Genomic DNA, 25825 nt, shown 5'->3' with positions numbered 1-25825 from the left:
GTTTCATTCCTTTGGGTAATGACGCCGAAGGGCCATCAGGTCCTGCGCGCCGAATTGTTTCGTGTCATTGCTGTCCTGGCTGAAGATCGACACCCCTTCATAGTATGGATTGCGAATGTCAGTCATCAGGCCGAGCGCCTGAGTCAGTTCTTCGAGCATGGCGGATTCGTAGTGGCGGATGTGAAGGCGCGTGCCGAACAGGATCGTCGCGCGCTGGATCTTGTGGGTGTCCTGCCGCGACCACGTGATGACACGCGCGCCGGTGACCCGCAGACCATCTGCGCCGTCGATACCGGTATTCTGGAGCGGCGCGCTGCCGTTGCTGGCGACGAAATGAATCCTTACATCCGCCGGCCCGTCGACGTGTTGCATTCGGATGCCGGCATCGGCGGTGTTGATATACTGCACCGCGCGTTCCAGTGCGGCGCGGGCGCGCAGCTGTTTCCCCCCGAGGAAGGCCGGGTCCACGGAGGCGATCGTCACCGTCACGGGACGGTCGGTCCTCCAGCGCAGCATGGGGCGCACGCACGGGTCACCCGGCGGCGCCGCGCAGGCCACCAGTCGATAAAAATCGCTGTCCGACAGGTGGCCGTCGCTCTCGATGTAGTCGGGTTCCCCGGCTGCCAGTGGCGCCGCAAGGCAGACCAGAAGCAACCAGGGGAACCGGGCGTATGCCGCCCCGCGCGTCAGAGGACGCGCCCCGCCACTGCGTCGAGCTTCGCCAGAAGCGCGGGGTCGCGCTTTTCCGGTGCGGTCATCACCGCATATTCCAGCGCCCGGTCGCAGTGGTGCGGGCAAGGTGCGCGGTCAGCGCCCAGCAGAGCCGGCAGACGGCGGACCATCTCGCGTCCCTTGTCGGCATTGCCGGTCAGCACCTTGATGATCTCGTTGATATCCACCGCGCCGTGGTCCGGGTGCCAGCTGTCGTAGTCCGTGATCATGGCGACGGAAGCGTAACAAAGCTCTGCCTCGCGGGCGAGCTTGGCCTCCGGCATGTTGGTCATGCCGATCACATCACAGCCCCAGCTTCGGTACAACTTCGACTCCGCCATGGAGGAAAACTGCGGCCCCTCCATCGCGAGGTAGGTGCCGCCCTTATGGATGGTGATCCCTGCGGCTTCGGCCGCAGTGAAACACGCGTCGCCCAGCCGCGGGCAGGTGGGATGTGCGACGGAGACATGTGCCACGCAGCCGGTCCCGAAGAAACTCTTCTCGCGTGCAAACGTCCGGTCGATGAAGTCGTCCACAATGAGGAAATGCCCCGGTGCCATTTCCTCGCGGAACGATCCACAGGCAGAGACGGAAATCACGTCCGTCGCCCCGAGCCGCTTTAACGCGTCGATGTTGGCGCGGTAGGGCACGGTGCTGGGGGAATGGACATGGCCGCGCCCGTGACGCGGCAGGAAGGCCATCGCGACGCCCTCCAGCGTGCCTGTCAGGATATCGTCCGATGGCGCCCCCCAGGGCGTGTCCACCGCTTGCCACCGCGCATCTTCGAGGCCGTCGATATCGTATAGGCCGCTGCCGCCGATCACGGCGATCATGGTCTGGGTCATGGAGTCCTCGGGGCTTCTGTCATGGTCCGGGTTCAGGACCGAGTTAGCCATCTCGGACCAATGCCTGCAAGAGGCAGAAGCCCGCGCTGTGAACGGGGCGGGCAAACGGCAAATCCGGCACCGAATGCTGCAGCCAGCGTATGAAACGACCCGAGAATAGGCAAATTGTCACTTCACGGAATTCTCACTGGACGCGTGCAAATTGGCGCTCCGTGGCAACTGCCGGTGGCCTTCCCCGCGCGGGTGCGCTATCAGGCCGCGCGCGACAGCAAAGGATCCCCGATGAAGACCTCAGTGAAGGCGAACCTCGCCAACCGCCTCGTGATGCCCGACCTGCGGGTTTCCCCGACCACGGTGCTGACGCCGGGCCAGGTGAAGACAGACATCCTTTCCGGCCTGACGGTCGCCCTGGCCCTCGTACCCGAAGCGGTGGCCTTCTCCTTTGTCGCGGGCGTGCATCCGCTGGTGGGACTTTATGCGGCCTTCCTCGTGGGGCTCATCACGGCGATCTTCGGCGGCCGGCCCGGCATGATTTCCGGCGCAACCGGCGCGCTGGCGGTGGTCATGGTGGCGCTGGTGGCGCAACACGGGGTGGAATACCTCTTTGCCACAGTCGTGTTGATGGGGATCCTTCAGTTGATCGCGGGTGCGCTGCATTGGGGCAAGTTCATCCGGCTGGTGCCGCATCCCGTGATGCTGGGCTTCGTCAACGGGCTGGCCATCGTGATTTTCCTGGCGCAGCTGACCCAGTTCAAGGAGCCAGGGACCGGCGGGACTGAATGGCTGACCGGCCTGCCGCTCGTGATCATGCTGGGGCTTGTCGGGCTGACCATGCTGGTGGTCTGGGGCCTGCCGAAACTCACGAAAATCGTGCCGGCCCCGCTGGCGGGGATCGCCATCACCGCCGTCGTCGTCATTCTCTTCGGGCTCGACACGCCGCGCGTCGGGGATATGGCCTCCATTCAGGGCGGCTTCCCCCCGTTCCACATCCCGGCTGTGCCGCTGAACCTCGAGACGCTGCACATCATCCTCCCCTACGCGGTCATCCTCGCGGCGATCGGCCTGATCGAGTCGCTGCTGACGCTGAACCTCGTCGGTGAAATGACCGGCCAGCGCGGCGGGGCGAGCCAGGAGTGCATGGCGCAAGGCGCGGCCAACGTGGTCACCGGCTTCTTCGGCGGCATGGGCGGCTGTGCAATGATCGGCCAGTCGATGATCAATGTGAAATCCGGCGGCCGGACCCGCATCGCGGGCATCGCGGCGGCGCTCTTCCTGCTCAGCTTCATCCTCGTGGCCTCACCGCTGATCGAGCTGATCCCGCTGGCGGCGCTGGTTGGCGTGATGTTCATGGTGGTAATTGGCACCTTCGCGTGGAACTCCCTCACGATCCTGCGCAAGGTGCCGCTGATCGACGCTTTCGTCATTCTGCTGGTGACCGTGGTGACGGTCTACGCGGATCTTGCCGTGGCGGTGGTCGTCGGTGTGATCGTCAGCGCGCTGGCCTATGCGTGGAACAACGCCCGCCGCATCCACGCCACGACCTACCTGACTCCCGAGGGGGCCAAGGTCTATCAGGTGCAGGGTCCGCTGTTCTTCGGTTCTTCCGAAGGCTTTATCGAGCTCTTCGATGTGACGAACGACCCGTCTCTGGTGGTGGTGGATTTCGCAGCAAGCCGCGTTGTGGATCAGTCCGCCCTGCAGGCGATCGAAGCGCTCGCCGCCAAGTACGAGTCGCAGGACAAGACCGTCCAGCTGCGCCATCTTTCGCGCGACTGCCACCGGCTGCTGTCGAAGGCGGGACACCTGATGGTCGATTCCGACGATGACCCGGATTATCAGCTGGCGGTGGACTACGGTGTGCGCACCGGCATCCTCGGCGGCCACTGACACCGCCAGGAAGGCAGGGCGCGTTGCCCTGCCTTCCTGGATATTTGGACCATCTCAATGTCCGGTAAAGCGCTCGCGTCCTCTCAAGGTGCGCAGGTCTCCAGCGACTTGAGATCCCCGGCTTCCAGCGCCGCTCGTCCGCGCGACAGTGCCTCTGGCGGCCAGTCCCACCAGGCCAGCGCGTTCAAGCGGGCGACTTCAGCTTCGGCGAACCGCATTCGGACCACGCGCCCCGGGTTGCCGATGACTACTGCGTAGTCCGGCACCGCCCCGCGCACCACGCTGCCCGCTCCAACGATCGCGCCGTTTCCGATTGACGCGCCGGGCAGGACCATTGCACCAAACCCGAGCCAGACATCGTGGCCAATCACCGTATCGCGGCGGTCAGGCTGGAATCCCACGCGCCGCTCTGGATCCATAGCGGCGAACGGATAGGCCGACAGCCCGTCGATCTGATGATTGGCCGAGGCCGTGATGAAGCGGACGCCCTGCGCAATCTGGCAGAACCGCCCGATACGCAGCGTCTCCGCACTGACTGCAAAGAGGTAGGGAGCAAGCCGGGCGGCCCAATCCTCCGGCGGGTCGAAATCGCTCGCGTAGGTGTAATCGCCAATGGCGAAGCGCGGGTGGGCGATCACCCGGTTCAGATGCACCGTTCCGGCGTGGCGGGTGCCGTCGGGCAGGGTGATGGGATGCGACTCCTGCGCATCGGGCAGGGCGAAGAGAGCAGGCATGACGGCCTCCTTTGAAATCCGTGAGTTTTCAGGGGTTCAAAGGTGCTGGTCCATGGCTCCCTCCATCGGTGATGCCCGGTGATAGCACGTTTATGGCGTGGCGGTCAGCATTTTCCGGAAAAGCGAGGGCCGACCGAAGCCTTTTCGGCGAAAAGGCTTCGGACGCGCAATCACTCGCCGGGGCGCTTAAGCTCGAACTTTTCGCGTACTACGGTGTAGTCGCGGTAACCCATGCGCGACAGTGGGTTGAAGGTCAGCACGTCAAAGATGCCGTCGACAAGACAGTTGTCCCGGATGTGGACGCCGGTCACCTCGCCGAATACGGCGAAGTTCGTTGCGCCTTCCAGTTTCACGATCTGGGTCATGCGGCATTCGAGGTTCGCGGGTGCACCTGCGACGCGGGAGCAGGCGATCGTCTCGCATTCGGCACGGTCGATCCCTGCGGCGGTGAATTCGTCTACCTCTTTGCCGAAGAATTCCGAGGTCGCGTTCATGGCCTCACGCGCCGCGTATTCCACGATATTGATGCAGAAGACGCCTGTCTCGCGGATCTGGGCGAGGCTGTCCTTGGTGTCGTCACGGTCGGGCTTTGCCGAGGTGGAGCAGAACATGACCTGTGGCGGCACGTAGGCGCAGGCATTGAAGAAACTGTAGGGCGCGAGGTTGTCGTGACCCTCTGTCCCACGGGTGGAGACCCAGCCGATAGGGCGGGGCGAGACGATGGCGTTGAACGGGTTATGCGGCAATCCATGGCCATCGGCGGGGCGGTAGAACATGCATGTCTCCTCGGTGCAGGTGTTTGCAGGCGGTTTGTCCGAGTGATAGGCGGAAAGCGCGCCGAGTGCACGGGGTCACGGCCTGCGTCCTTGCAGAGGTCGCGTGCATTGCGATCATATGGTTATACGGAAGGAAGCCGGGCAGGGTGTATACGACGGCGCAGGAAAAACCCGAGGACTGGTGGGAGGTCGAGGCGCTCTACGACCTCTGTTTCGCGCCGGGGCGCACGCTCCTGTCCTCTTACCGCCTGCGCGAGGACGTGCCGCCGGTCGCACCACTTTGCCGTGTCGCGCGCGACAGCACCAATACGCTGGTTGCGGCGATCCGGTATTGGCCGGTGCGGGTCGGCGGTTCTCGGGTGCTGCTTCTGGGGCCTGTCGCGGTGCACCCTGTGACGCAGGGCGCGGGCCTTGGCGGTTTGCTGATCCGCGAAACCCTGCATGCTGCGGGTGAACTGGGCTACGAACGCGTTCTCCTCGTGGGCGATCCGCCCTATTACAATCGCTTCGGTTTCTTCCACCTAGCTGGCGTGGAGATGCCCCCGCCGACCAACCCCGACCGTGTGCAGGGGCTGGAGTTGATCCCGGGGGCATGGGATGGCGTGCACGGGGAGGTCGAAAAGGTGACCATGACCGAAGAGGCGGTGGATACCTTTGTCGAGGAACGCAACGAGAGCTGGGAGGATGGCGCGACAGAGGCTTGAACGCCCGCGCCGCGGGGCCATCTTTCCTGTAAAGGAGGACCGCCGATGACCGAGACCCTGCCCCTAGCCATTATGCCGAAACCGGAGCCGGAGGACGAGATCCGTGCACTGGCCAAGCGCTACAAGGCGGCGAATTCAGTCGGCATGCAACTGCTGAACATCGTCGGCGGTCAGGCGGAAAACCTGCTCGAGAAGCTTCCTGACAGCGTCAAGGATCGGCTCGAAACCGTCGCGGAACGGGCGTTGACTTCGGCGCTTTCGGCGGCAAATCGGTCGCGGGGCGTGGTGCCGGACCAGAAGGGCTGGCTGAATACCGCGATCACCACCGCCATGGGGGCCGCGGGAGGCGTTGGCGGGCTGCCCTCGGCCATGGCGGAAATGCCGATCACCGTGACCGTGCTCATGCGAGCCATGCTGGCGATTGCCGCCGAGCACGGTTTCGATCCCGATAGCCCGGAGGTCATGAAGGAATGTCTCGCCGTTTTCGCCTCTGCCGGGCCGCTTTCGGACGATGACGGGGCGGACCTCGGCTTTCTCGCGGCGCGTGTGTCGATCACGGGGGCCAGCGTCAATACGCTGATTGCCAAGGTCGCGCCCAAGGTTGCCACGACTTTGGGCCAGAAACTCGCGGCGCAGACCATCCCCGTCCTTGGGGCTGCGGCAGGGGCGGCGGTCAACTACGCTTACACGTCCTATTACCAGGACATGGCGCGGGTCCACTTCGGCCTTCTCCGACTGGCCGAGGACAGCGGCCTGCCGCGTGCCGATCTGTTGGAGGCCCTGCGCGCCGAGATCGAACCGAAACGCATTCAGCGCAATTGAATATCGTATTTTCGGTAACTTCTTCTTAGGGGCCTTGTCTTATGGTCAGGGCATCCGGGGTGCAGAAAGCCCCGTGAGAAATGCCCCCTCCCGTCGACACTTGCAGGCGCCTTCGAACTATGGGTGACCTGCCGGGAACAGGGGTGACTGTCGCGCAGAAGCGTGAACAGGGCTCTCGGCCAGAAGGTAGAGGGCAGCAAAGTGACGTCGGACCCCTACGCGCTCCGGTCGGGTGCAAAACGCCTCGCCCGGGGCGCCTTTTGCACAGGTGAACAGAATTCAGAGCGGTGACGGCCGGACCTTCTTGACCGGGTGCATGGTGAATGTCGTGCCAGTCCTCACTGTAAGGCTGGCATTGCCGGGTCCGGTTCCATGGTGAGGACAGGCGCGGCACAGCGACACCAGGCGCATTCCGGCGCGCGGATCTCAGGAAAAGTCCCGCAGATACTCCATCACCGCCTGGCGAACGGACTGTTCTCCGCGCTGTTTCGCCTCTTCGATGACATCGCGCACTTCGCTCAGCGAATAGCGCATCAGGAGCGCCTTAACCGGACCGATTGAGGCCGGACGCATCGACAGTGTCCGGATGCCGATGGCCGCAAGGCACAGTGCTTCGACCGGTCGTCCGGCGTCCTCGCCGCAGAAGGACAGCGGAGTGTCCGTCGCCTCGCAACGTCTGGCGATGTTTTCGAGGAAGGACAGGAAGGACGTGTTGAGCGAATCGTACCGCCGGCGCACCCTTTCGTTCTCCCGGTCGGCTGCAAAGAAGAACTGCTTCAGATCGTTTCCGCCAATGGAGATGAACTCCACCTCGCGGAAGAACTGCTCCGGCGCGAAGGCGAGGCTGGGTGTCTCCAGCATGCAGCCGATTTCCAGCTTGTCCGGCACCCTGTGGCCCAGCCGTTCCTCGCGTGCCAGCACGGTGTCCACCTCGGCGCGGGCACGGGCGTATTCCTCGTACTGCGCGATGAAGGGGAACATGATCGTCAGCGGCCGCCCGTTTGCGGCCCGAAACAGCGCCTGCAGCTGCATTCGCATGACGCCGGGCCGGTCGAGGGCAACGCGGATCGCGCGCCACCCCAGCGCCGGGTTTGGCTCCTCCTGCGGCTTCATGTAGGGCAGGACCTTGTCCGACCCGATGTCGAGCGTGCGGAAGACGACGCGCTTGCCCCGCGCCGCATCCAGCACGCGGGCATAGAGCGCCGCCAGTTCCATGCGCTTCGGCATCTGGTTGCGGACGAGGAACTGAAGCTCTGTGCGGAAGAGGCCGACACCTTCGGCGCCGGAACTGTCGAGCGAGGGCAGGTCCGCCATCAGGCCCGCGTTCATGTGCAGGTGTACCTCGCGGTGGTCGGCGGTGATGCAGGGCTTGTCGCGCAGTACGGAGTAGCGTTCCATCGCCTTCGCCTGCATCGCCATCTTGTCGCGGAAGGCGTTGACGACGGTATCGTCGGGCCGCAGATGCACCACGCCCTGATCGCCGTCGACCAGGACCATGTCGCCGTTCAGCGCTTCGTTGGTAACACGCTCCGCGTGGATCACCAACGGAATGGCCAACGCGCGCGCGACGATCGCCGCGTGCGAGCCGACGGAGCCTTCCTCCAGCACCACACCCTTCAGTTTTCGTCCGTATTCCAGCAGCTCGCCGGGGCCGATGTTGCGTGCAATCAGGATCGGGTTGTCCGGCATCTCGGCGCCGGTCTCTCGGCCCTGTCCCGTGAGGATCCGCAGCAGGCGGTTCGACAGGTCGTCGAGGTCGTGCAGGCGCTCGCGCAAATAGCCGTCGGTGACCTGCGCCATGCGGGCGCGTGCTTGGCTCTGTTCCTTTTCGACGGCGGCCTCGGAGGACAGACCAAGGTCGATGTCTTCCTCCATGCGCCGCAGCCAGCCCTTGGAGTTGGCGAACATGCGGTAGGCTTCGAGCACGTCGACCTGGTCCTGATCGCCCGCCGCCCCGGCGACAAGCTCGTCGACGGAGATGCGCAGTTCATCCACGGCCTGCTGCAGTCGGCGGCGTTCTGTCTCCGGATCATCGGTGACAAGGTTCGTCACCACCACGCGCGGTTCGTGCAACCAGGCCTGCCCCATGGCGCTGCCTTCCTGCCCGGTGGCACCGCGGAACAGTACCGCCTGCGTGTGCCGCTTCTTCAGCGCAGCGCCTTCGCCGATAAAGGCGCCCAGTTCGGCCATCTCCGCCAGCACCATGGCGACGACTTCGAGTGCATAGATCTCGTCCTCGGAGAACTCCCGCGCTTCCTTTGACTGCACGACCAGCACGCCGAGCTTTTCGCCCAGCCGCTGGATCGGGACGCCAAGGAAGGAGGAGTAGATCTCTTCCCCGGTTTCCGGCATGTAGCGGAATCCGCGTGCAGACGGCGCGTCGGCGGTATTCACCAGTTTGCCGGACTTGGCGACGCGCCCGACAAGGCCTTCACCCAGTTTCATCCGCGTTTCGTGCACGGCCTCCTTCTTCAGACCCTGCGTGGCACAAAGCTCCAGCGTATTGGGGTCCCGAAAGAGGTAGATGGAGCAGACCTCGGTGCCCATGCTGTCGGCGGTCAGATCGGTGATCTTGTCCAGACGCGCCTGCCCGGCGGCGTCCTCTGCCATCGTGTCCCTGAGCCGCCCGAGAAGCTTGCGGCTTTCCGATTCTGTATTGGACGGCATGGTGTTAACGGTCTTCCCTTTGTCCTTGCTCCGAGGGATAGAGCATCAGGCGGGCCTTGGGAAACGGCTTTTCACGCCGTGTCGAGCTTTTTTCCCGTTATAGGTGAAATTCTTGATCCTCCTTCAAGCCATTATGAGCTTGGTGCGAGTGAACCGATTATTTCGGAATGTTGTGACGTAAGTACCTGTCCAAAGACGGCAATGCTTCGTTACCCTCAGGTTTTCCCACATATCGACCGCCGGGGGTATGGAAGTGCCGGGTCACGCTTGCAGATGTACGAATATTGTAGGTTTCTGCTGCCCAGGAGTAGGTTTCATCTAGTAAAAAGTTGAATTATTCAGTGCCGCCGAGCATCAGTAGTTTGAACGTGTTGAAGTCCGCAGGGCACGGCTGCACCGTAGACTGCCGAAGCCATCAAGCGGGTCGTGAAGGCAACCCTTTTGCTGGTCAAAGGCTTGGGCGGCCGATCCCGCCTAAAAGTGTGACCCTCGGAACCGCGGTGACGCCGATGAGGCTTGCCATGGCTGCGTACGCAAGGCACACCCCGGCGAGGTGTCCGCGATCCGGTTCCCGGGAAAATGCCAAGTGTCTTGCTTCGATCCAGTCAGGAAAAGGCGACCATTCATGATGCGTTATCGCCTTCTTGTGAGCCTGGTGGCTGGAATGGTCCTGATCCGGCATGGGCGGGGCCGACTTCTGGCGCCGCCCGCGCCGGCGGATGCGCCCCCCCGCGTCTGGCTTCACGGGGCCTCGAACGGAGAGTTGGCATCGGTGCGGCCCATCCTCATGCAACTGATTGCAGCCCGCCCTGACCTTGGCTGGTTGGTCACGAGCAATACGGAAAGCGCCCGCGACATGGTGCGCGCCTGGAGCCTGCCCGGCGTGGAGGCAGAGGTGGCTCCGGTGGACCTGCGCCGCCTGTCACGCAAGGTAATGCAGGACTGGAGAATCGTCGCGCATATCACTCTGGAAGCAGAGCTTTGGCCGCATCGTGTAATGACATGTAAGGGTCCTGTTCTCTGGCTGGGCGCTCGGATGAGTGCCGCCACCGCCCGCGGCTGGGCGCGGCTTGGCACACTCGCTGGTCGCGTGGTGAAGCGGATCGGCTGGGTCTCTCCGCAGGACGAAGCCTCGCGCGACAGGATGCTGAAATTAGGGTTGCCCGAGGCCGCCATGGGGCCAGTGGTCGACCTGAAGGCCTTTTATGATGCCCCAGGCGTCGAAGCCCCGGAAGGGCTGATCCGGGAAAGCTGCTGGCTGGCAGCGTCGACGCACGACGGTGAGGAGCAGACCGTCCTGCAGGCACACCGTGCCGCTCGCCAGCGGGAGCCCGATCTGAGGCTCGTTCTGGCCCCGCGCCACCCCCGGCGGGCCCCTGAGATCCGGGCGATGATCGAGGCTGCGGGCCTGAGCGCCGGACAACGCAGCCGGGGCGACAGACCGGAGGTGGGCGACGTCTACCTGGCCGATACCATGGGGGAGATGCCGCTCTGGTATGCTGGCTGCGGCCGGGTTTTCGTGGCAGGGTCGTTGACGGACCGGGGCGGGCACACGCCCTACGAACCGGCAGCCTTTGGTGCCGCGTTGATCCATGGCCCCGACCTGCGGAATTTTCGTGCGGCCTATGATCGGCTGGAGGCGGCGAGCGCCGCGCTTTGCATCACCGACGCCGAAGAACTGGCAAAGGCGCTGAACGCCCTGCGTTCGCGCCAACAGGCTGCGGGGCAGGCGGCGCGGATCGCACTGCGCCCGGAAACCGATCTGAAAACGGTGTGCGATCTCCTGCTGCAGAAATTGCCGAACGCTTGAACCCTTCGACAACATAATTATCCTATAGTGATCTTTTGAGGATTGCGGATGATCCAGTACGCTTTGAAATGCACGGATGGCCATAGTTTCGACAGCTGGTTCCAGTCTGCCGGTGCCTTTGACCGGCTACAGGCCGCCGGGCATGTCTCTTGCGTGGTCTGCGGCTCCACGGGTGTCGAAAAGGCGCTGATGGCCCCCCCGCGTCAGCCACGGCGACACCCCGGCTCAGGCCGGGAAACCACTGACAGAGGCCCCGCGCCATCCGGCCGAACAGGCACTTGCCGCCTTGAAGGCCCGCGTGGAGCAGGCCTCGGACTACGTGGGAGCCGGTTTTGTGAAGGAGGCGCGCAGGATGCATCTGGGTGAGGCGCCGGAACGCCCGATCTGGGGAGAGGCCAAGCCGGAGGAGGCAAAGGCGCTGATCGACGACGGCATCCCCGTGGCACCGTTGCCCTTCCTGCCGACGCGCAAGAGCAACTGAGAACCCAAAGTTGAAGAGCATGCGCATTCTGATCACGGGAGCGAACCGCGGGATCGGCGCGGCCCTGTCCAACGAATGCGCCCGGCGCGGGGCAGAGGTCCTTGGCACCGCCCGAAGCCATCCCGACCTGCTGCCGCTGGATGTCACTGATCCGGTCTCGCTCAAGGCGCTGGCGGATCGTCTCGACCGCGAGACAATCGATGGTCTGGTCTGTAGTGCTGGCGTTTACCTCGACAAGGGGCAGGGTCTGGAGCAGGGCTATCCGCCCGAGATGTGGGCGGATAGCTTCGCCGTGAACGTCACCGGCGTCTTCCTCACAGTTCAGGCCTTGTTGCCGTGCCTCGCGCGCGCCACTGCGCCTAAGATCGGGATCATCAGTTCGCAGATGGCGTCTCAAACGCGGGCCCCCGGCGGCAGTTACATCTACCGCGCGTCAAAGGCCGCGGTGCTGAACCTTGGCCGCAACCTTGCCAGCGACCTGAAAGGGCGGGGCGTCGCGGTGGGCATCTACCACCCCGGCTGGGTCCAGACCGACATGGGCGGCGCGGCCGCGTCGATCACACCAGAGGCGGCGGCGCAAGGCCTCGCGGACAGGCTGGACGCACTGTCGCTCGCCACCACGGGCTGTTTCGAGACCTGGGACGGCAAGCCACACCCCTACTGATCCCCGCGCTTGCTATTTCCTGACAAGCGGAAGACTCTTGCGTCGCGGCAGGCACCAGCGTAAAGGCCCTTCCGACCCAAGGAAAGGCAAACCATGCCCGTTCTCGTGATGAAATTCGGCGGCACTTCCGTCGCCACGCTGGACCGCATCCGCCGCGCCGCAAAGCGCGTCGGCGTCGAGGTCGCCAAGGGCTACGATGTCATCGTCATCGTTTCGGCCATGTCGGGTGAAACCAACAAGCTGGTCGGCTATGTGGAGGAAACCTCTCCGCTTTTCGACGCGCGCGAGTACGACGCCGTGGTATCGTCCGGCGAGAACGTTACCGCCGGCCTCATGGCCCTGACCCTGCAGGAGATGGATGTCCCGGCCCGCAGTTGGCAGGGATGGCAGGTGCCGCTGGTCACCACGGGCGCGCATGCCAACGCGCGGATCGAGGAAATCCCGACTGACAACATCAACGCCAAGTTCGGTGAGGGCATGAAGGTCGCCGTGGTCGCGGGCTTTCAGGGCATCTCGCCCGAGGGGCGCATCACCACGCTGGGCCGGGGCGGATCGGATACCACGGCCGTAGCCTTTGCGGCAGCTTTCGACGCGGAACGTTGCGACATCTATACGGACGTGGACGGGGTCTATACCACCGACCCGCGCATCTGCGAAAAGGCGCGCAAGCTGGACCGCATCGCCTTTGAGGAGATGCTCGAACTGGCCTCGCTCGGGGCGAAGGTCCTGCAGACGCGGTCGGTCGAGCTGGCCATGCGGTACAAGGTGAAGCTGCGCGTTCTGTCGAGCTTCGAGGAAATGGACGACGCGGCAGGCACGCTGGTCTGCGACGAGGAGGATATCATGGAATCCAAGGTTGTGGCCGGTGTGGCCTATTCGCGTGACGAGGCGAAGCTGACCCTCGTCACTATCGAGGACCGTCCAGGCATCGCCGCGGCGATCTTTGGCACGCTGGCGGATGCTGGTGTGAATGTCGATATGATCGTGCAGAACGTCTCAGAAGAAAACTACAAGGGGCACAAGGGTGGCGTCACCGACATGACTTTCTCCTGCCCGGTGAACCAGGTGAAGCGTGCCGAAAAGGCGCTGGCTGATGCGCAGGCTGCGGGGGCGCTGAAGTACGATAGCCTCGAAGCCGAAGAGAACGTGGCCAAGGTTTCGGTCGTGGGGATCGGGATGCGTTCGGCGGCGGGCGTGGCGGCAAAGATGTTCAAGGTCCTCTCGGATGAGAACATCAACATTCAGGTCATCACCACGTCGGAAATCAAGATCTCCGTCCTGATCGAACGCAAGTACATGGAACTGGCTGTTCAGGCGCTGCACGACGCCTTCGAGCTTGAAAAGGCCTGAAGCCGGGGCTGACGCTCATTCACCGAGACTGATTGAAAAGGGCGGCTTCGGGCCGCCCTTTTCATTTCGTGCGGGCGCGATGATCAGGCGAGCCCGTAGTCCGGCTCCTCGGCGAAGGTTGTGGTCAGCTCCTGCCCATTGTCCAGGGTCAGCACCCGTTCAAGAGCATCGCCCGCAGTGTCATAGGTCGTGGTATAATGCGACCAGAAGAACGCACCGCCGCCGTCGGTCACCGTGACCGAACTGCGCGCCCCGTTGGTGTGATACTCCGTGTCGATTTCCATCCCGCTGTCGAACGTCAGTTCCCTTGCGACGCGCGCCCCGGAGGCGAGGTCGAAGTGGTCGGTGTAGCTTTGCCAGCTGAAGTTTTCGCCGCTGTCCGTGACCGAGGTCGAGGTCCGCTCACCGCCGGAATAGGCCGTGGAGATTTCGCGGCCGTCGTCCATCAGGAGTGCCTTTTCGGTCACCTGGCCGCTGGCGTCGTAGCGGGTGGTTGCGGTTTGCCAAACGAACTGGTCGTTATGGTCGGTCATCGTCCGGGCGCTGGGGTCCCCGCCGCTGAAAGCCGTTGCAATCTCAAGCCCGTTGTCCAGCGTCATGACCTGGCTTGTCCGGTTGCCGGCGGCGTCGAAGGTGTCGGTATAACTCGACCAGGAATAGCCATCACCCCCATCGGTCACGGTCACGCTGCTGCGCGTCCCATTGGCAAAGCCGGTGTTGATTTGGAGACCGTTGTCCAGGGTCATTTCCCGCTGCGTACACCGACCCAAGGCATCGAAACTGTCGGTGTAACTGTCCCAGCTATGGCGGCCCGCAGTATCGGATACCGTGACGGAGGTGCGGCTGTTCCCGCTCCATGTGGAGTTGATCTGAAGTCCGTTGTCCATGGTCATGACCTGTTCGGTGCGGGCCCCGGCATCGTCGTAGCGGTCGGTATAGCTCGCCCATGTGAAGCTGTCCGCCGCATCCGTCACCGTGGTGGTGCTGCGTTGACCGCCTTGGAAGCCTGTCTGCATGATGCGCCCGTCGTCCCACGTCACCGTCTGGCCGGTGCGCTCTCCGGTGCTGCCATAGGTGTCGCTGTATGCATCCCAGGCGGCCACGTCCTGAGTGTCCGCGGCGGCCATTTGGGTGCGCTGGCCGTCCTCGTATTGCGTTGTGCGGGTCACGCCGTTGTCCATGACCATGACGCTCTCGGTGATGGTGCCATTGCCGTCGTAGGTCCTTGTCCAGGCGGACCAGGCGTATTCATCGGAATCGTCCGTCAACGCCACAGTGGTGTCGCTGGTGGTGAAGTCTTCGAAGCTGCTGGTCCCGTTGTCGTTCAGCGTGGTCCGGGTCAGCAAGGTCCCGGAGGCATCAAAGGTGTCTGTCAGCGCGGCCCAGGCCGCCGATCGGTCAGTGTCCAACGTCACGACGACAGACACATGTGCCGCGTCGGTTGCGGTAAAGCTGTAGGTCGCGCCTTCTGAGCTGCTGCCGATCACCGCAGTACCGTCGGCAAAGACCAGCGTCTCGACCGAGACGACCTGCGTCGCGCCATCGGCTGTGCTGACCGTGATGCCGTCGGTGTGGGACAGGGCATAGTCTCCGAAGGCGCCCGAAAATTCCACTGTATCGCTGCCTGCGCCCCCATCCAGCGTGTCGTCACCGGTCGACGCCACCATGGTGTCGTTGCCGCCACCAGTTCGAATGTGGTTGTCGCCTTCATTGGTCGTCACGTGATCCCAACCGTTGCCGGTATGGGCGTTTTCGATCACCGCGCCTCGCATGATGGCGAGGTTGCCAGTCTCGCCGTTGATGTCGGAAAAGCTCTCTCCGCGCAGGTCGATCCGCTGCGCGTAACCGCGGCTGGCAAGGTTGATCGTATCGGTGCCGCCGCTGTCGAAAATCGTCACCGCCCAGGAGGTGGACAGGCCCATGCCGGTCTGGCTCAGAGTGGTGCCGTCGCCGTAGACGGTGTCGCCGGTGTTGACATTTCCGGGCGTGCCGTAAAGCCACCACATCGCCACCATGTCCGCCATCTGGGCGGATGCCACATAGTTGTGCGTGGCGTCGGTGTAGGTGTTTTCCCATTGGTCGAAGTAGGACATGATCGAATACTGCCAGCTATCCTGCTGGTAATGCGCATTCGTCCCGAAGCTGGCAGAGCCGTTGTAGTTGCCCGCGTGGCCGAGGCCCATGGCGTGGCCGATCTCGTGAATATAGGTTTGAAGGTAGTAACCGCCGTAGGCCTGCCAGCCGGCATGCACGTTGACGTAGGACTGCGTGATCGTGTGCCCGGCGATATAGCTGTAGGCGTAGGCGCCGGAATTGTCGTCCACGAAGACAATATCGGCGCTTGCCGAAGAGACAGCGGTGAACTGGATCCCGGTCGCGGCAGTCCATGCGTCAAAGGCCTGTATCGCCGTGGCCCGCCCGGTGGCGTCCAGTTGAGAGACGTCGTAGGTGAGCGTTCCGCCGGAAGTCACATCGAAGGCCCGCCAGTCGCGGCCGGTCGAATTCCAGTATCCATGGGTCAGCTGCGTGCCGACCTGATCCAGCGAATAGCTGGGCAGGCTTGCCCGGACGGTATCGACGGTGGCGGATCCACTCGCGGCGGCAACATGGCTGTCGTAGGTGGTCAGTTCGGGGTCACGGGCTAGGCACTGCAGGCACATCGGGCGGGCTCTTTCCAACTTGGCGACTTGGGGGCGCGCGGTTGCGGTGTGCCCCGGCAGGGGCAAGGGACGCGCGTCTCCAGCAGGGAGCAGGGAGGCGCGCGCAGGCGAATGGAGGAGGCGATCTTTGATCGAGGCACTTCCGGCACTTCTGCCGAATCGAAGCGGCGCATCGGCTTTGCCATGCGTCTTCGCGGCCTGCCTTGGTGGCAGGTCACGGTCGGGTAAGGTTTGGTGGGAGAATCGGCGGGTTCTGCGGCCGGAATTCGCCCGGAACATGGCATTGAAGTCGGGCTGTCGTCACTGCGCGCGCGAATGCCGTCGCTGTTTCCTGAACGGACTGGCTAAATCGTGAGATATTTCGGGAATTTTGCAGCGCCGCGGCGGCATACCAACAAAACGAATTTGCTGCCGCGTCGACAATGATGAGCCTCACCATCGCATCTGCGAATGTCTGAACATTCGGGTAGTGAGGGGGGTGGTGCTGCTGGAGAGAATTGAACTCTCGACCTCTCCCTTACCAAGGGAGTGCTCTACCTCTGAGCTACAGCAGCGCCGTGGGGGGGCTTCTACGGTCTAACTCCGAAGGGCGCAAGAGGCGTTTTTGAAAAAAAATGGGGCGTCCGTGACGCCACGCGTTCCGCGGCTTTCCGCCGTTGCGCGGGCTGGACCGGATGGGCGGAAAGCGTTAAATCCGGCGGATGAACAAGGGCACCCGTACCCCGACACAGAACCCTACGTCACCCGGGCGGGATGCCCGCGGGGACCGCCTGAAGGCGGCGCTGAAGGCGAACCTCGCGCGGCGCAAGGCGCAGGCGAAGGCCCGCGCTGGTGGGGGTCACGAAGACGGCGAGACAGGTGAAAAGTCGGGTAGCCAGACGGGTATCCAGACCGGCAGCGAAACAAACGGCCCGCGCGGCGACGAATGACGCGGTGACAGGCGCAAGGAGCAGGACAGGCATGGATTCGATTCTGGTAACGGGCAATGGCCCGCTGAACGGGGACATCCCCATCGCGGGCGCAAAAAACGCATGCCTGACGCTGATGCCCGCGACGTTGCTGTCAGAGGAACCGCTGACGCTGACCAACGCGCCACGCCTGTCAGACATTCGTACCATGACATTGCTGCTGCAGTCGCTGGGCGCTGAGGTCACGGCGATGCATGAGGGCAAGGTGCTGGCCATGTCCAGCCACGCCCTGACCTCGCAGCGCGCGGAATACGATATCGTGCGCAAGATGCGCGCCTCCATCCTTGTGCTGGGTCCGCTGTTGGCGCGGTTTGGTTATGCGGAGGTTTCGCTGCCGGGTGGCTGCGCCATTGGCGCGCGCCCTGTCGATCTGCACCTGAAGGTCATGGAGGCGCTGGGCGCGGAAATGGACCTCCGTGACGGCTACGTGCACGCAAAGGCGCCGACCGGGGGCTTGCGTGGCGGCGCATTCGAATTCCCCATCGTCTCGGTCGGCGCCACCGAAAACGCGCTGATGGCCGCGTCGCTGGCGAAGGGCACCACCGTGCTGAAAAATGCCGCGCGCGAACCCGAGATCGTCGACCTCGTGGAGTGTCTGCGCAAGATGGGTGCCCAGATTGAAGGGGAGGGGACCCCCACCATCACCATTCAGGGCGTCGACCGTCTGGGGGGCGCGACCCATCGCGTGGTGACCGACCGGATCGAGTTGGGCACCTATATGCTGGCTCCGGCAATCTGCGGCGGGGAGGTCACCTGCCTCGGGGGGCGCATCTCCCTGTTGCAGGCTTTCTGCGAAAAGCTCGACGCGGCGGGCATTTCGGTCGAGGAAACCGACAAGGGCCTGAAGGTCGCGCGCAAGAATGGCCGGGTGAAGGCGGTCGACGTGGTGACGGAGCCGTTCCCCGGCTTCCCCACCGACCTGCAGGCGCAGATGATGGCGCTGATGTGCACCGCGGAAGGCACCTCCGTGCTTGAGGAGAAGATCTTCGAGAACCGTTTCATGCATGCGCCGGAACTGACCCGTATGGGGGCGCGGATCGAGGTACATGGCGGTCACGCCACGGTCACCGGGGTGGAGCGGCTGAAGGGTGCGCCGGTCATGGCGACCGATTTGCGCGCATCGGTTTCCCTGATCCTCGCGGGTCTTGCGGCGGAAGGGGAAACCATGGTGAACAGGGTCTACCACCTCGACCGCGGTTATGAGAATGTCGAAGAAAAGCTCTCTGCTTTGGGGGCGAGGATTGAACGGGTAAAAGGCCAATGACCGATTCCGGGACCGAGGACGCGCGCTTTGAAGATGGCGGCGAACGTCCGCTGAACCTTGGGGCGATGGACGCCGACGACTTGCAGGTCATCTCTGCGCTGGTGCAGGACGCTGTCCTCCCGGTGACCGAGATCCGTTGGCAGAAGTCTGCGCGTCGTCTCGGCCTTCTGGTCAACCGGGTTCGCTGGGAGGATGTGGAGGTGGCGCAGCGGTCGGGCCGCCCGGTCGAGCGCGTGCAATCGGTCCTGGTCATCGATCACGTCGAGGGCGTCGCGAGCCAGGGCGTGGACCGCTCCGATAGGGACATGATCCTTCAGGTGCTCACGGTCGCATGGGAACCGGGGGTCGATGCCGATGGCCATGTGGTGCTGACGCTTGCCGGGGATGGCGCCCTGCGCGCCCGGGTCGAGGCGCTGGAAGTCGGCCTGCGCGACGTGACCCGCCCCTACGTGGCGCCATCGCGCAAGATCCCAGACCACGGGGCGTAATCCAGAATCCCCTGCGAGTGCGGGGCGTTACGCGTTTATCCACAAGTACCTTCGCACCAGTGGATAAAATGGCGCCGTGGGAGTTATCCACATCAACCGCTGCCCCGAACATTCTGATCCGGTTGTTCGTTTCCGTAGCGTGGGCTCTGCGCACATTCTTTGCATCGTCAGCCCCGACTTGTTTAGTTGAGCGCGGGCGCGCCACGGGCTAAACACCGCGCGACCGTTAAGGAGAACCGCCATGCCCGTCTTTCTGGACTCCGCTTCCCAAGACTTCGAGACGCAGTTCAGCGCACTGCTCTCCGCCAAGCGTGAAGACAGCCCCGATGTCGACGACACCGTGGCCCGGATCATCGCAGACGTGCGAGGGCAGGGCGACGCGGCGGTGCTGGCCCTGACTGCAAAGTTCGACCGCCTCGCGCTGACCGCCGAAACCATGCGGTTTTCCGATGCGGAGATCGCGGCGGAATGCGCCCGCGTCCCGAGACACGAAGCGCAGGCGCTGGAGCAGGCGGCGGAGCGCATCCGTGCCTACCACGTCAGACAGATGCCGGAAGACGCGTCGTGGACCGACCCGGATGGTGCGACGCTGGGCTGGCGCTGGACGCCCGTCTCGGCGGCGGGGTTGTATGTGCCGGGCGGGCTGGCGTCTTATCCCTCGTCTGTGTTGATGAACGCGATCCCTGCCAAGGTCGCGGGCGTACAGCGGCTCGCGATCTGCGTGCCAACGCCCGATGGCGTGGTGAACCCGCTGGTGCTGCTGGCTGCGCGCATCGCCGGAGTGGATGAAATCTACCGCATCGGCGGCGCACAGGCGATCGCTGCGCTGGCCTACGGCACTGAAACCATCGCCCCCGTGGACAAGATCACCGGGCCAGGGAACGCCTTTGTCGCGGCGGCGAAGCGGCGCGTATTTGGCAAGGTGGGTATCGACATGATCGCGGGCCCGTCAGAGATCCTCGTGATCGCGGATGCCGATAATGATCCGGACTGGATCGCGCTTGATCTGATGAGCCAGGCGGAGCACGACGAGAGTGCTCAGTCGCTCCTGATCACGCCCGACGCGGCCTTTGGTCAGGCAGTAGCAGCGGCTGTGGATAAACGCCTGCAAACGCTTGAGCGACGCGCCATCGCGGGGGCCTCCTGGCGGGATTTCGGGGCGATCATCACTGTGAAGGACCTTGACGAGGCGGCAGACCTGTCGAACCGTATCGCGCCCGAGCACCTCGAACTCTGTGTCGCCGACCCCGACGCGCTGGCCGGGAAATGCGTTCATGCCGGCGCGATCTTTCTCGGCGGCTGGACGCCGGAGGCGATCGGAGACTACGTGGGCGGGCCCAACCACGTGCTGCCAACCGCTCGTTCCGCCCGCTTCTCGTCGGGCCTGTCGGTCATGGACTTCCTCAAGCGGACCACAATGGCAAAGATGACGCCCGAGGCGCTGAAGGCCATCGGCCCCGCCGCAGAGGTGCTTGCGCAATCCGAGAGCCTTGAGGCACATGGCCTTTCGGTCACAGCGCGGTTGAACAAGCTGAACGGTTGACCCCCCGATCCAGCATGGTGGTGCGGCCGGTCCGCGACATTCCGCCCGACCCGGCGTGGATCAATCCGAAAGACCTGTGCGTCACGCTTGCCAAGCCGGCGCACCGGGGGTTAACTTTTGCTGCACCTGCGAAAGGATGCTTCTTTAATGTTCTGCTCCGTGATGGTCCCATGAGCCGCATCGCCCATATCGATCTAGACGACGCCAACCTGCCGCCACCCACGCCGGAAATCGAGCAGGAGCGCCGCGTTGCCATGTTCGACCTCATGGAGGAGAACAGTTTCACCCTCCCTGTGCGCGACGACCGCCCGGTGCCTCCGGGGCCGTACAACGTCGGTCTGTCGATCCGTGACAAGCGTCTGGTTTTTGACGTCAATACGGCTACCGATGAAAAGGCGGCGGAATTTCATCTCTCCCTGTCGCCCTTCCGGCAGGTGGTGAAGGACTACTTCCAGATCTGCAAAAGCTACTTCGACGCGGTGAAGACATTGCCGCCCAGTCAGATCGAAACCATCGATATGGCCCGCCGTGGCATCCACAACGAGGGCGCGCGTATCTTGCAGGAACGGCTGGAAGGCAAGGTAGAGGTGGACGATGCCACCGCCCGGCGGCTATTCACCTTGGTGTGCGTGCTGCACTTCGGGGGCTGACTTGGGCCAATTGCCGCAATCTGTGTTATTCGCCTGCGATCACAATGCGGTCCGCTCCCCCATGGCCGAAGGCATCATGAAGCGCCTCTACGGCACCGAAACCTATGTGCAGTCGGTTGGTGTCATGAACGACCTCGAGATCGACGGCTTCGCCATCGCAGTCTGCAAGGAAATCGGCGTCGAACTGGAGCGCCACCGCTCCCGCTCTTTCGAAGAGATGGAGGAGATGGGGGAGATGCTTTCGGGTTTCGACGTGGTGGTGACGCTGTCGCCCGCCAGTCAGCGCCGCGCCTTGGAACTGACCCGCTACTACCATATCAAGATCGAATACTGGCCCATCATGGACCCAACCGGCATTGGCGAGACGCGGGAGCAGAAGCTCAACGCCTACCGCCAGACCCGCGACCAACTGGTGAAGCGGCTGAAGGAAACATGGGGCGGCTGAAGGCCGCGACCGAAGGCGGTATTTTCCCGCTCCGCGCTTTCGGCTATGCGGTTTCCGACAACGGTTTTTTGGGAGGGTGCCATGGCTCGGGATGTGATCGAACGCTACTTCGCGGCGTTCAACGCGGGCGATTCGGAGGGAATGCTGGCGTGCCTGTCGGCAGATGTGGAGCACCACGTGAACGAGGGCCAGATCCGCGTCGGCAAGGTCAAGTTCGGCGAATTTCTTGCCCACATGGATCACTGCTACGCCGAGAACCTCACCGATATGGTGATCTTCGTGAACGAGGATGGCACCCGCGGCGCCGCCGAATTCACCGTGAACGGTACCTACAAGGCATCCGACGCGGGTCTGCCGGAGGCACGAGGCCAGACCTATCGGCTACCTGCGGGATCGTTCTTCAGCCTCAGGGATGGCCATATCACCCGTGTGGTGACCTACTACAACCTCGCAGACTGGGTGCGGCAGGTCTCGTGAGAATCGAGCGGCTCCGAGGCGCGGCGCTGGAGCAGGCGCTGCCCGATCTCGCCCGCCTGCGCATCGAGGTTTTTCGGGCCTTTCCCTACCTTTACGATGGCGACCCCGGGTACGAGACGGCCTATCTGCGCAGCTACGCCGATAACCCCGACGCTGTGCTGGTGGTGGCGCGCGATGGCGCGCGGATCGTCGGCGCGGCGACAGGCATGCCTTTGGCGGCGCATAACGACGCCAGCCAGATCGAAGGCCCGCTGCCGCCGGTACAAGAAATATTCTACTGTGCCGAAAGCGTGCTGCTGCCGGGGTACCGCGGCCACGGCGTCGGCCATGCCTTCTTCGAGCAACGGGAGGCAGCGGCTCGGGAACAGGGCTTCAGCTACACGCTTTTCTGCTCTGTCGTCCGACCGCCGGACCATCCGTTGTGCCCGGCCGACTACCGCCCCCTCGATGCCTTCTGGCATAAGCGCGGCTATGAGAAGGCGGAGGGCGTCACCGCGACCTTCCGCTGGACCGACCTCGGCGACAGGGATGAGACCCCGCACACCCTTCAGGCCTGGATGCGCCGCCTCTAGGCATCTGGGCCTCGAAAATCCCTCCGGGAGGGGCAGCGCCCAGATACCCTCAGTCAAAGGACACCCGTCATGAAGATCGCCACCGCCGCCTACCCGATGGATTTCCTGCCCGACTGGGAGGCTTACGCCAAAAAGCTCGAGTCCTGGGTCCGCGAAGCGGCGCAGGCCGGGTCGCAGCTTCTGGTCTTCCCCGAATACGGCGCGATGGAATTGGCGACGCTGGCCGGGCGCGAGGTGGCGATGGACCTCCAGGCGTCGATTCGCGCTGTGTCCGAACGGGTGCCTGAGGCGAACGCCTTGCACGCGCGGCTTGCGCAGCATTACGGCGTGTACATCCTTGCCGCCTCCGCGCCGGTGGAAACGGATGAGGGTCTGCCAGTGAACCGCGCGCGGTTCTTCGGTCCCGAAGGTGGCATGGCGCAGATCGACAAGCAGATCATGACCCGCTTCGAACGTGAGGACTGGGGGGTGCAGGGGGGCGCGCCGCTCCAGGTTTTCGACACCGTGCTGGGCCGGATCGGAGTTCTGATCTGCTACGACAGCGAGTTCCCCCTGCTGGGCCGTGCGCTGTCGGATGCACAGTTGTTGCTGGTCCCCTCCTGCACCGAAGCCCTGGCGGGCTATTGGCGTGTACGCATTGGCAGCATGGCACGCGCGCTGGAAAATCAATGCCTTGTGGTGATGTCTTCGACGGTCGGCACCTGCGACTGGTCAGAGGCGGTGGACACCAACTGTGGCGCAGGGGGGGTGTTCTGCCCGCCGGACCGGGGCTTTCCTTCGACCGGTGTCGTTGCCGAGGGCACGTTGAACGCCCCGGGATGGACCTATGCCGAAGTCGACCTCGAGACCGTTGATGAGGTGCGAAAAGATGGCGTTGTACTGAACAGGCGCCATTGGAAAGAGCAGGCGGGCCGTGACGCCGCACCCGGATTAACCGTATTGCGATGATCTCCTGCCAAGATGTGACTTGAAAATCCCGAAGGATAGGACCATATGCAACCTCGCCTGACCCCTATCGACGCATATGCGTCGCGGGGTCGACAACGAAGGAGAGACCATGGCCAAGGAAGAATCGCTCGAATTTCCCGGTGTCGTGAAGGAACTCCTGCCGAATGCGACGTTCCGGGTCGAGCTTGAAAACGGCCATGAGATCATCGCGCATACGGCAGGCAAGATGCGCAAGAACCGCATCCGAGTTCTGGCCGGCGACCGGGTCCAGGTAGAAATGACGCCCTACGATCTTACTAAGGGCCGTATCAACTACCGCTTCAAATAAGCCGATCCCCTTGGGGGATCGCGGTACGCAATGACCCTGATCGCTTTTGCGACCGGGGTCATTTCATTTCAAGAGGGTGGGAATTTCGCGCGCCGAAGGCCTGTCAGACACTCTTTTCCGACGCGGCGAAATTTCGTAGGTCGAGGCGCGGCTCCGACTCCTCCGAAAGGCTCAGAATGACCAGACCCCGCCTTATCCTCGGTTCCGGCAGCCCACGCCGCCGCGACCTGCTTGCGCAATTGGGAGTGGTTGCCGACGCCGTGCGCCCGCCCGACATCGACGAGGATCCGCACCCGCGTGAATTGCCGCGTCCTTATTGCGTACGCCTCGCTCGCGAGAAGGCGGTGGCCATCCCGGCTGACGCCGATGAAATCGTGCTTTCGGCCGACACGACCGTTGCGCTGGGCCGTCGCATCCTCGGCAAACCCGTCGATGAAAAAGAGGCCGCCGGCTTTCTCACCGCGCTTGCAGGCCGCCGTCATCGCGTCGTCACTGCCGTGGCGGTGCGGCGCGGTGATCGCATCTGGGAGCGCGACGTCGTTACCCAGGTGAAGATGAAGCTTCTTTCCAATGAGGAGCTGAATGCTTATCTCGCCTCCGGTGACTGGCGCGGCAAGGCTGGCGGCTATGCCATTCAAGGCCCGGCGGGTGCCTTTATCCCGTGGATCTCCGGCAGTTTTACCGCGGTCGTCGGCCTGCCGCTGACCGAAACCGCACACCTCCTGCAGGCCGCAGGCTACCCGATGTACAAGGACACGCCATGAAGGGACGCACGATTGCACTGGACCACTGGAACGGCCGCGAGGCGGCGGCACTGGTGGTGGACGGACGGATTGAGGACCTTTTTATCGAGGACGATCAGCCACGCCCGGGCAACATATACCGTGCCATCGCGCAGCGTCCGATGAAGGGGCAGGGCGGCATGTTCCTCGACACGCCAGACGGCAGTGCCTTTCTGCGGCAGGTGAAGGGCCTCTCGCCGGGCGCGGCGATATTGGTGCAGGTCACGGGCTTTGCAGAACCCGGAAAAGCCATCCCGGTGACCGCGAAGCTGCTGTTCAAGTCCCGCTACGCCATCGTCACGCCGGATGCCCCCGGTCTGAATGTATCGCGCCAGATCAAGGACGACGATCTGCGTGAAAGCCTTCTTGAACTGGTGCATGACACGCTGGGGGAGGTCCCCTTGCCGGAGGGGGCGGGCCTGATCCTGCGTTCCAGTTGCGCCGAGGCTTCGGAGGACGACGTGGCAGCGGACATCGCTGCCATGGCCGAGCTGGCCGTCAACGTTCTGGCCGACACCTCGGGCGGCGCGGAGTTGCTGGTGGAGGGCGAGGGTCCGCATGGGCTCGCGTGGCGCGAATGGTCGGAACCGGCAGAGATCGACGCGGAGGCCGGCAGCTTTGCCCGTCACGGCATCGACGAGGCGATCGACGCGCTGAAGGACCCGACGGTTCGACTCGGCGGCGGCGCCTCAATGGTGATCGAGCCGACTACCGCGCTGGTGGCGATCGATGTGAACACCGGCAACGATTCCTCTCCCGCGGCGGGGCTGAAGGCCACGCTCGCGGCCTTCCGCGACCTTCCGCGTCAGTTGCGTCTGCGTGGCCTGGGCGGCGTGGTGGTCGTGGATCCGGCGCCCATGCCGAAGAAGGACCGCCGCCAGGTCGAGGCCGCACTGAAGGCCGCGCTGAAGAAGGACCGGGTGGAGACCATCGTGGTCGGCTGGACCACACTGGGCATGTTGGAATTGCAGCGAAAGCGGGATCGGGTGCCGGTCAGGGGGCTGCTGTGAGTTGCCCGATCTGCCAGCGCAAGACTGATGTGGAGTACCGGCCGTTTTGCTCGAAGCGCTGTGCCGACATCGACCTCGCCAAGTGGCTCGGCGGCAGCTATGCCATCCCGTCGAACGACCCCGAGGATTTCGATAAGGCCGCAGAAGCGATGGAGCAGGTCATTGAGGAAGCGCAGCGCAAGCCCCACTGAGGAATCGCGCCGCGCTTGGCCCGGCGCGAAACGGCCCGCGCTCATCCT

25 protein-coding genes, 1 tRNA gene and 1 pseudogene are annotated in these 25825 nt (G+C 63.8%); 20 read left to right on the top strand and 7 right to left on the bottom strand.

Annotation, left to right across the window (positions count from 1 at the left end):
* Positions 1-3: 3 nt before the first annotated feature.
* Both J5474_RS02225 and J5474_RS02220 read right to left on the bottom strand, forming a co-directional pair.
* Positions 4-654, bottom strand: a complete 651-nt coding sequence (locus J5474_RS02225; RefSeq protein WP_209358884.1) for a DUF2927 domain-containing protein — start codon at positions 652-654, stop codon at positions 4-6.
* 32 nt (positions 655-686) lie between these two features.
* Positions 687-1556, bottom strand: a complete 870-nt coding sequence (locus J5474_RS02220; RefSeq protein ID WP_209358883.1) for an S-methyl-5'-thioadenosine phosphorylase — start codon at positions 1554-1556, stop codon at positions 687-689.
* A 324-nt stretch (positions 1557-1880) separates the two neighbouring features.
* On the opposite strand from J5474_RS02220, the gene J5474_RS02215 reads away from it, so the two are divergent.
* Positions 1881-3443 (top strand): SulP family inorganic anion transporter, encoded by a 1563-nt coding sequence (locus J5474_RS02215; protein ID WP_425342855.1) that lies wholly within the window; start codon positions 1881-1883, stop codon positions 3441-3443.
* Between the two features lie 83 nt (positions 3444-3526).
* On the opposite strand, the gene J5474_RS02210 is transcribed toward J5474_RS02215, so the two are convergent.
* Entirely contained in the window at positions 3527-4177 is a 651-nt protein-coding gene (locus tag J5474_RS02210) for a CatB-related O-acetyltransferase (RefSeq protein WP_209358880.1), read from the bottom strand.
* Between the two features lie 170 nt (positions 4178-4347).
* Positions 4348-4953 carry a flavin reductase family protein gene (locus tag J5474_RS02205; RefSeq protein ID WP_209358878.1) on the bottom strand — a complete coding sequence of 202 codons (606 nt, stop codon included), beginning with the start codon at positions 4951-4953 and terminating at the stop codon, positions 4348-4350.
* A 146-nt stretch (positions 4954-5099) separates the two neighbouring features.
* Between J5474_RS02205 and J5474_RS02200 the strand changes: the two genes are divergently transcribed.
* Positions 5100-5657, top strand: coding sequence for a GNAT family N-acetyltransferase (locus tag J5474_RS02200; RefSeq protein WP_342453998.1), 558 nt, complete (start codon positions 5100-5102; stop codon positions 5655-5657).
* A 45-nt stretch (positions 5658-5702) separates the two neighbouring features.
* Complete coding sequence (locus J5474_RS02195; RefSeq protein WP_209358875.1) at positions 5703-6479, top strand: EcsC family protein; 777 nt, start codon at positions 5703-5705, stop codon at positions 6477-6479.
* 426 nt (positions 6480-6905) lie between these two features.
* On the opposite strand, the gene ptsP is transcribed toward J5474_RS02195, so the two are convergent.
* Positions 6906-9146 (bottom strand): phosphoenolpyruvate--protein phosphotransferase, encoded by a 2241-nt coding sequence (gene ptsP / locus J5474_RS02190; protein ID WP_209358873.1) that lies wholly within the window; start codon positions 9144-9146, stop codon positions 6906-6908.
* Between the two features lie 625 nt (positions 9147-9771).
* On the opposite strand from ptsP, the gene J5474_RS02185 reads away from it, so the two are divergent.
* From J5474_RS02185 to J5474_RS02170, 4 genes and pseudogenes are all read left to right on the top strand, one after another.
* Positions 9772-10956 (top strand): 3-deoxy-D-manno-octulosonic acid transferase, encoded by a 1185-nt coding sequence (locus J5474_RS02185; RefSeq protein ID WP_209358871.1) that lies wholly within the window; start codon positions 9772-9774, stop codon positions 10954-10956.
* Positions 10957-11004: 48 nt separating this feature from the next.
* Positions 11005-11437 (top strand): annotated as a pseudogene (locus tag J5474_RS02180) (DUF1178 family protein).
* Between the two features lie 19 nt (positions 11438-11456).
* Positions 11457-12101, top strand: a complete 645-nt coding sequence (locus J5474_RS02175) for an SDR family NAD(P)-dependent oxidoreductase (RefSeq protein WP_209358869.1) — start codon at positions 11457-11459, stop codon at positions 12099-12101.
* Between the two features lie 93 nt (positions 12102-12194).
* Positions 12195-13451 carry an aspartate kinase gene (locus J5474_RS02170; RefSeq protein WP_209358867.1) on the top strand — a complete coding sequence of 419 codons (1257 nt, stop codon included), beginning with the start codon at positions 12195-12197 and terminating at the stop codon, positions 13449-13451.
* 83 nt (positions 13452-13534) lie between these two features.
* Here the strand turns inward: J5474_RS02170 and J5474_RS02165 are convergent, their stop codons facing one another.
* Together J5474_RS02165 and J5474_RS02160 are read right to left on the bottom strand one after the other, a co-directional pair.
* A complete protein-coding gene (locus tag J5474_RS02165) occupies positions 13535-16111 on the bottom strand; it encodes a M10 family metallopeptidase (protein WP_209358865.1) in 2577 nt (858 codons plus the stop codon).
* A gap of 479 nt (positions 16112-16590) precedes the next feature.
* A tRNA-Thr gene (locus tag J5474_RS02160) sits at positions 16591-16665 on the bottom strand.
* Positions 16666-16812: 147 nt separating this feature from the next.
* On the opposite strand from J5474_RS02160, the gene J5474_RS02155 reads away from it, so the two are divergent.
* The 13 genes from J5474_RS02155 to J5474_RS02095 all read left to right on the top strand — a co-directional run bounded on the left by J5474_RS02155 (position 16813) and on the right by J5474_RS02095 (position 25777).
* Positions 16813-17040: a hypothetical protein gene (locus tag J5474_RS02155; RefSeq protein WP_209358863.1), complete on the top strand. Its 228-nt coding sequence runs from the start codon at positions 16813-16815 to the stop codon at positions 17038-17040.
* Positions 17041-17071: 31 nt separating this feature from the next.
* Positions 17072-18343, top strand: a complete 1272-nt coding sequence (gene murA, locus J5474_RS02150; RefSeq protein ID WP_209358860.1) for a UDP-N-acetylglucosamine 1-carboxyvinyltransferase — start codon at positions 17072-17074, stop codon at positions 18341-18343.
* Positions 18340-18831 carry a DUF2948 family protein gene (locus J5474_RS02145; RefSeq protein WP_209358858.1) on the top strand — a complete coding sequence of 164 codons (492 nt, stop codon included), beginning with the start codon at positions 18340-18342 and terminating at the stop codon, positions 18829-18831. The genes murA and J5474_RS02145 overlap by 4 nt, the downstream gene beginning before the upstream one ends.
* A 241-nt stretch (positions 18832-19072) precedes the next feature.
* Entirely contained in the window at positions 19073-20374 is a 1302-nt protein-coding gene (gene hisD, locus J5474_RS02140) for a histidinol dehydrogenase (protein ID WP_209358856.1), read from the top strand.
* Between the two features lie 170 nt (positions 20375-20544).
* Complete coding sequence (locus tag J5474_RS02135; protein ID WP_209358854.1) at positions 20545-21024, top strand: UPF0262 family protein; 480 nt, start codon at positions 20545-20547, stop codon at positions 21022-21024.
* Between the two features lies 1 nt (position 21025).
* Entirely contained in the window at positions 21026-21469 is a 444-nt protein-coding gene (locus J5474_RS02130; RefSeq protein ID WP_209358851.1) for an arsenate-mycothiol transferase ArsC, read from the top strand.
* An 81-nt stretch (positions 21470-21550) separates the two neighbouring features.
* Positions 21551-21946, top strand: a complete 396-nt coding sequence (locus J5474_RS02125) for a ketosteroid isomerase-related protein (protein ID WP_209358849.1) — start codon at positions 21551-21553, stop codon at positions 21944-21946.
* On the top strand, positions 21943-22518 hold the full coding sequence (locus tag J5474_RS02120; protein ID WP_209358847.1) for a GNAT family N-acetyltransferase: 576 nt from the start codon (positions 21943-21945) through the stop codon (positions 22516-22518). The genes J5474_RS02125 and J5474_RS02120 overlap by 4 nt, the downstream gene beginning before the upstream one ends.
* 69 nt (positions 22519-22587) lie before the next feature.
* A complete protein-coding gene (locus J5474_RS02115; RefSeq protein ID WP_209358845.1) occupies positions 22588-23466 on the top strand; it encodes a carbon-nitrogen hydrolase family protein in 879 nt (292 codons plus the stop codon).
* Positions 23467-23575: 109 nt separating this feature from the next.
* Entirely contained in the window at positions 23576-23794 is a 219-nt protein-coding gene (infA, locus tag J5474_RS02110) for a translation initiation factor IF-1 (RefSeq protein WP_209358844.1), read from the top strand.
* Positions 23795-23970: 176 nt separating this feature from the next.
* Complete coding sequence (locus J5474_RS02105; RefSeq protein ID WP_209358842.1) at positions 23971-24558, top strand: Maf family protein; 588 nt, start codon at positions 23971-23973, stop codon at positions 24556-24558.
* Positions 24555-25586: a ribonuclease E/G gene (locus J5474_RS02100; protein ID WP_209358840.1), complete on the top strand. Its 1032-nt coding sequence runs from the start codon at positions 24555-24557 to the stop codon at positions 25584-25586. The genes J5474_RS02105 and J5474_RS02100 overlap by 4 nt, the downstream gene beginning before the upstream one ends.
* The gene (locus J5474_RS02095) at positions 25583-25777 is read left to right on the top strand and encodes a DNA gyrase inhibitor YacG (RefSeq protein WP_209358838.1); all 195 of its coding nucleotides are present in this window, start codon (positions 25583-25585) and stop codon (positions 25775-25777) included. The genes J5474_RS02100 and J5474_RS02095 overlap by 4 nt, the downstream gene beginning before the upstream one ends.
* Positions 25778-25825: the final 48 nt, after the last annotated feature.

Source organism: Sagittula salina, from assembly GCF_017813235.1.
In the GTDB taxonomy this organism is placed as follows: Bacteria; Pseudomonadota; Alphaproteobacteria; order Rhodobacterales; family Rhodobacteraceae; genus Sagittula; species Sagittula salina.
The sequence above is the reverse complement of the archived record's forward strand: the minus strand, read 5'-3'. Positions and strand labels throughout refer to the sequence as shown.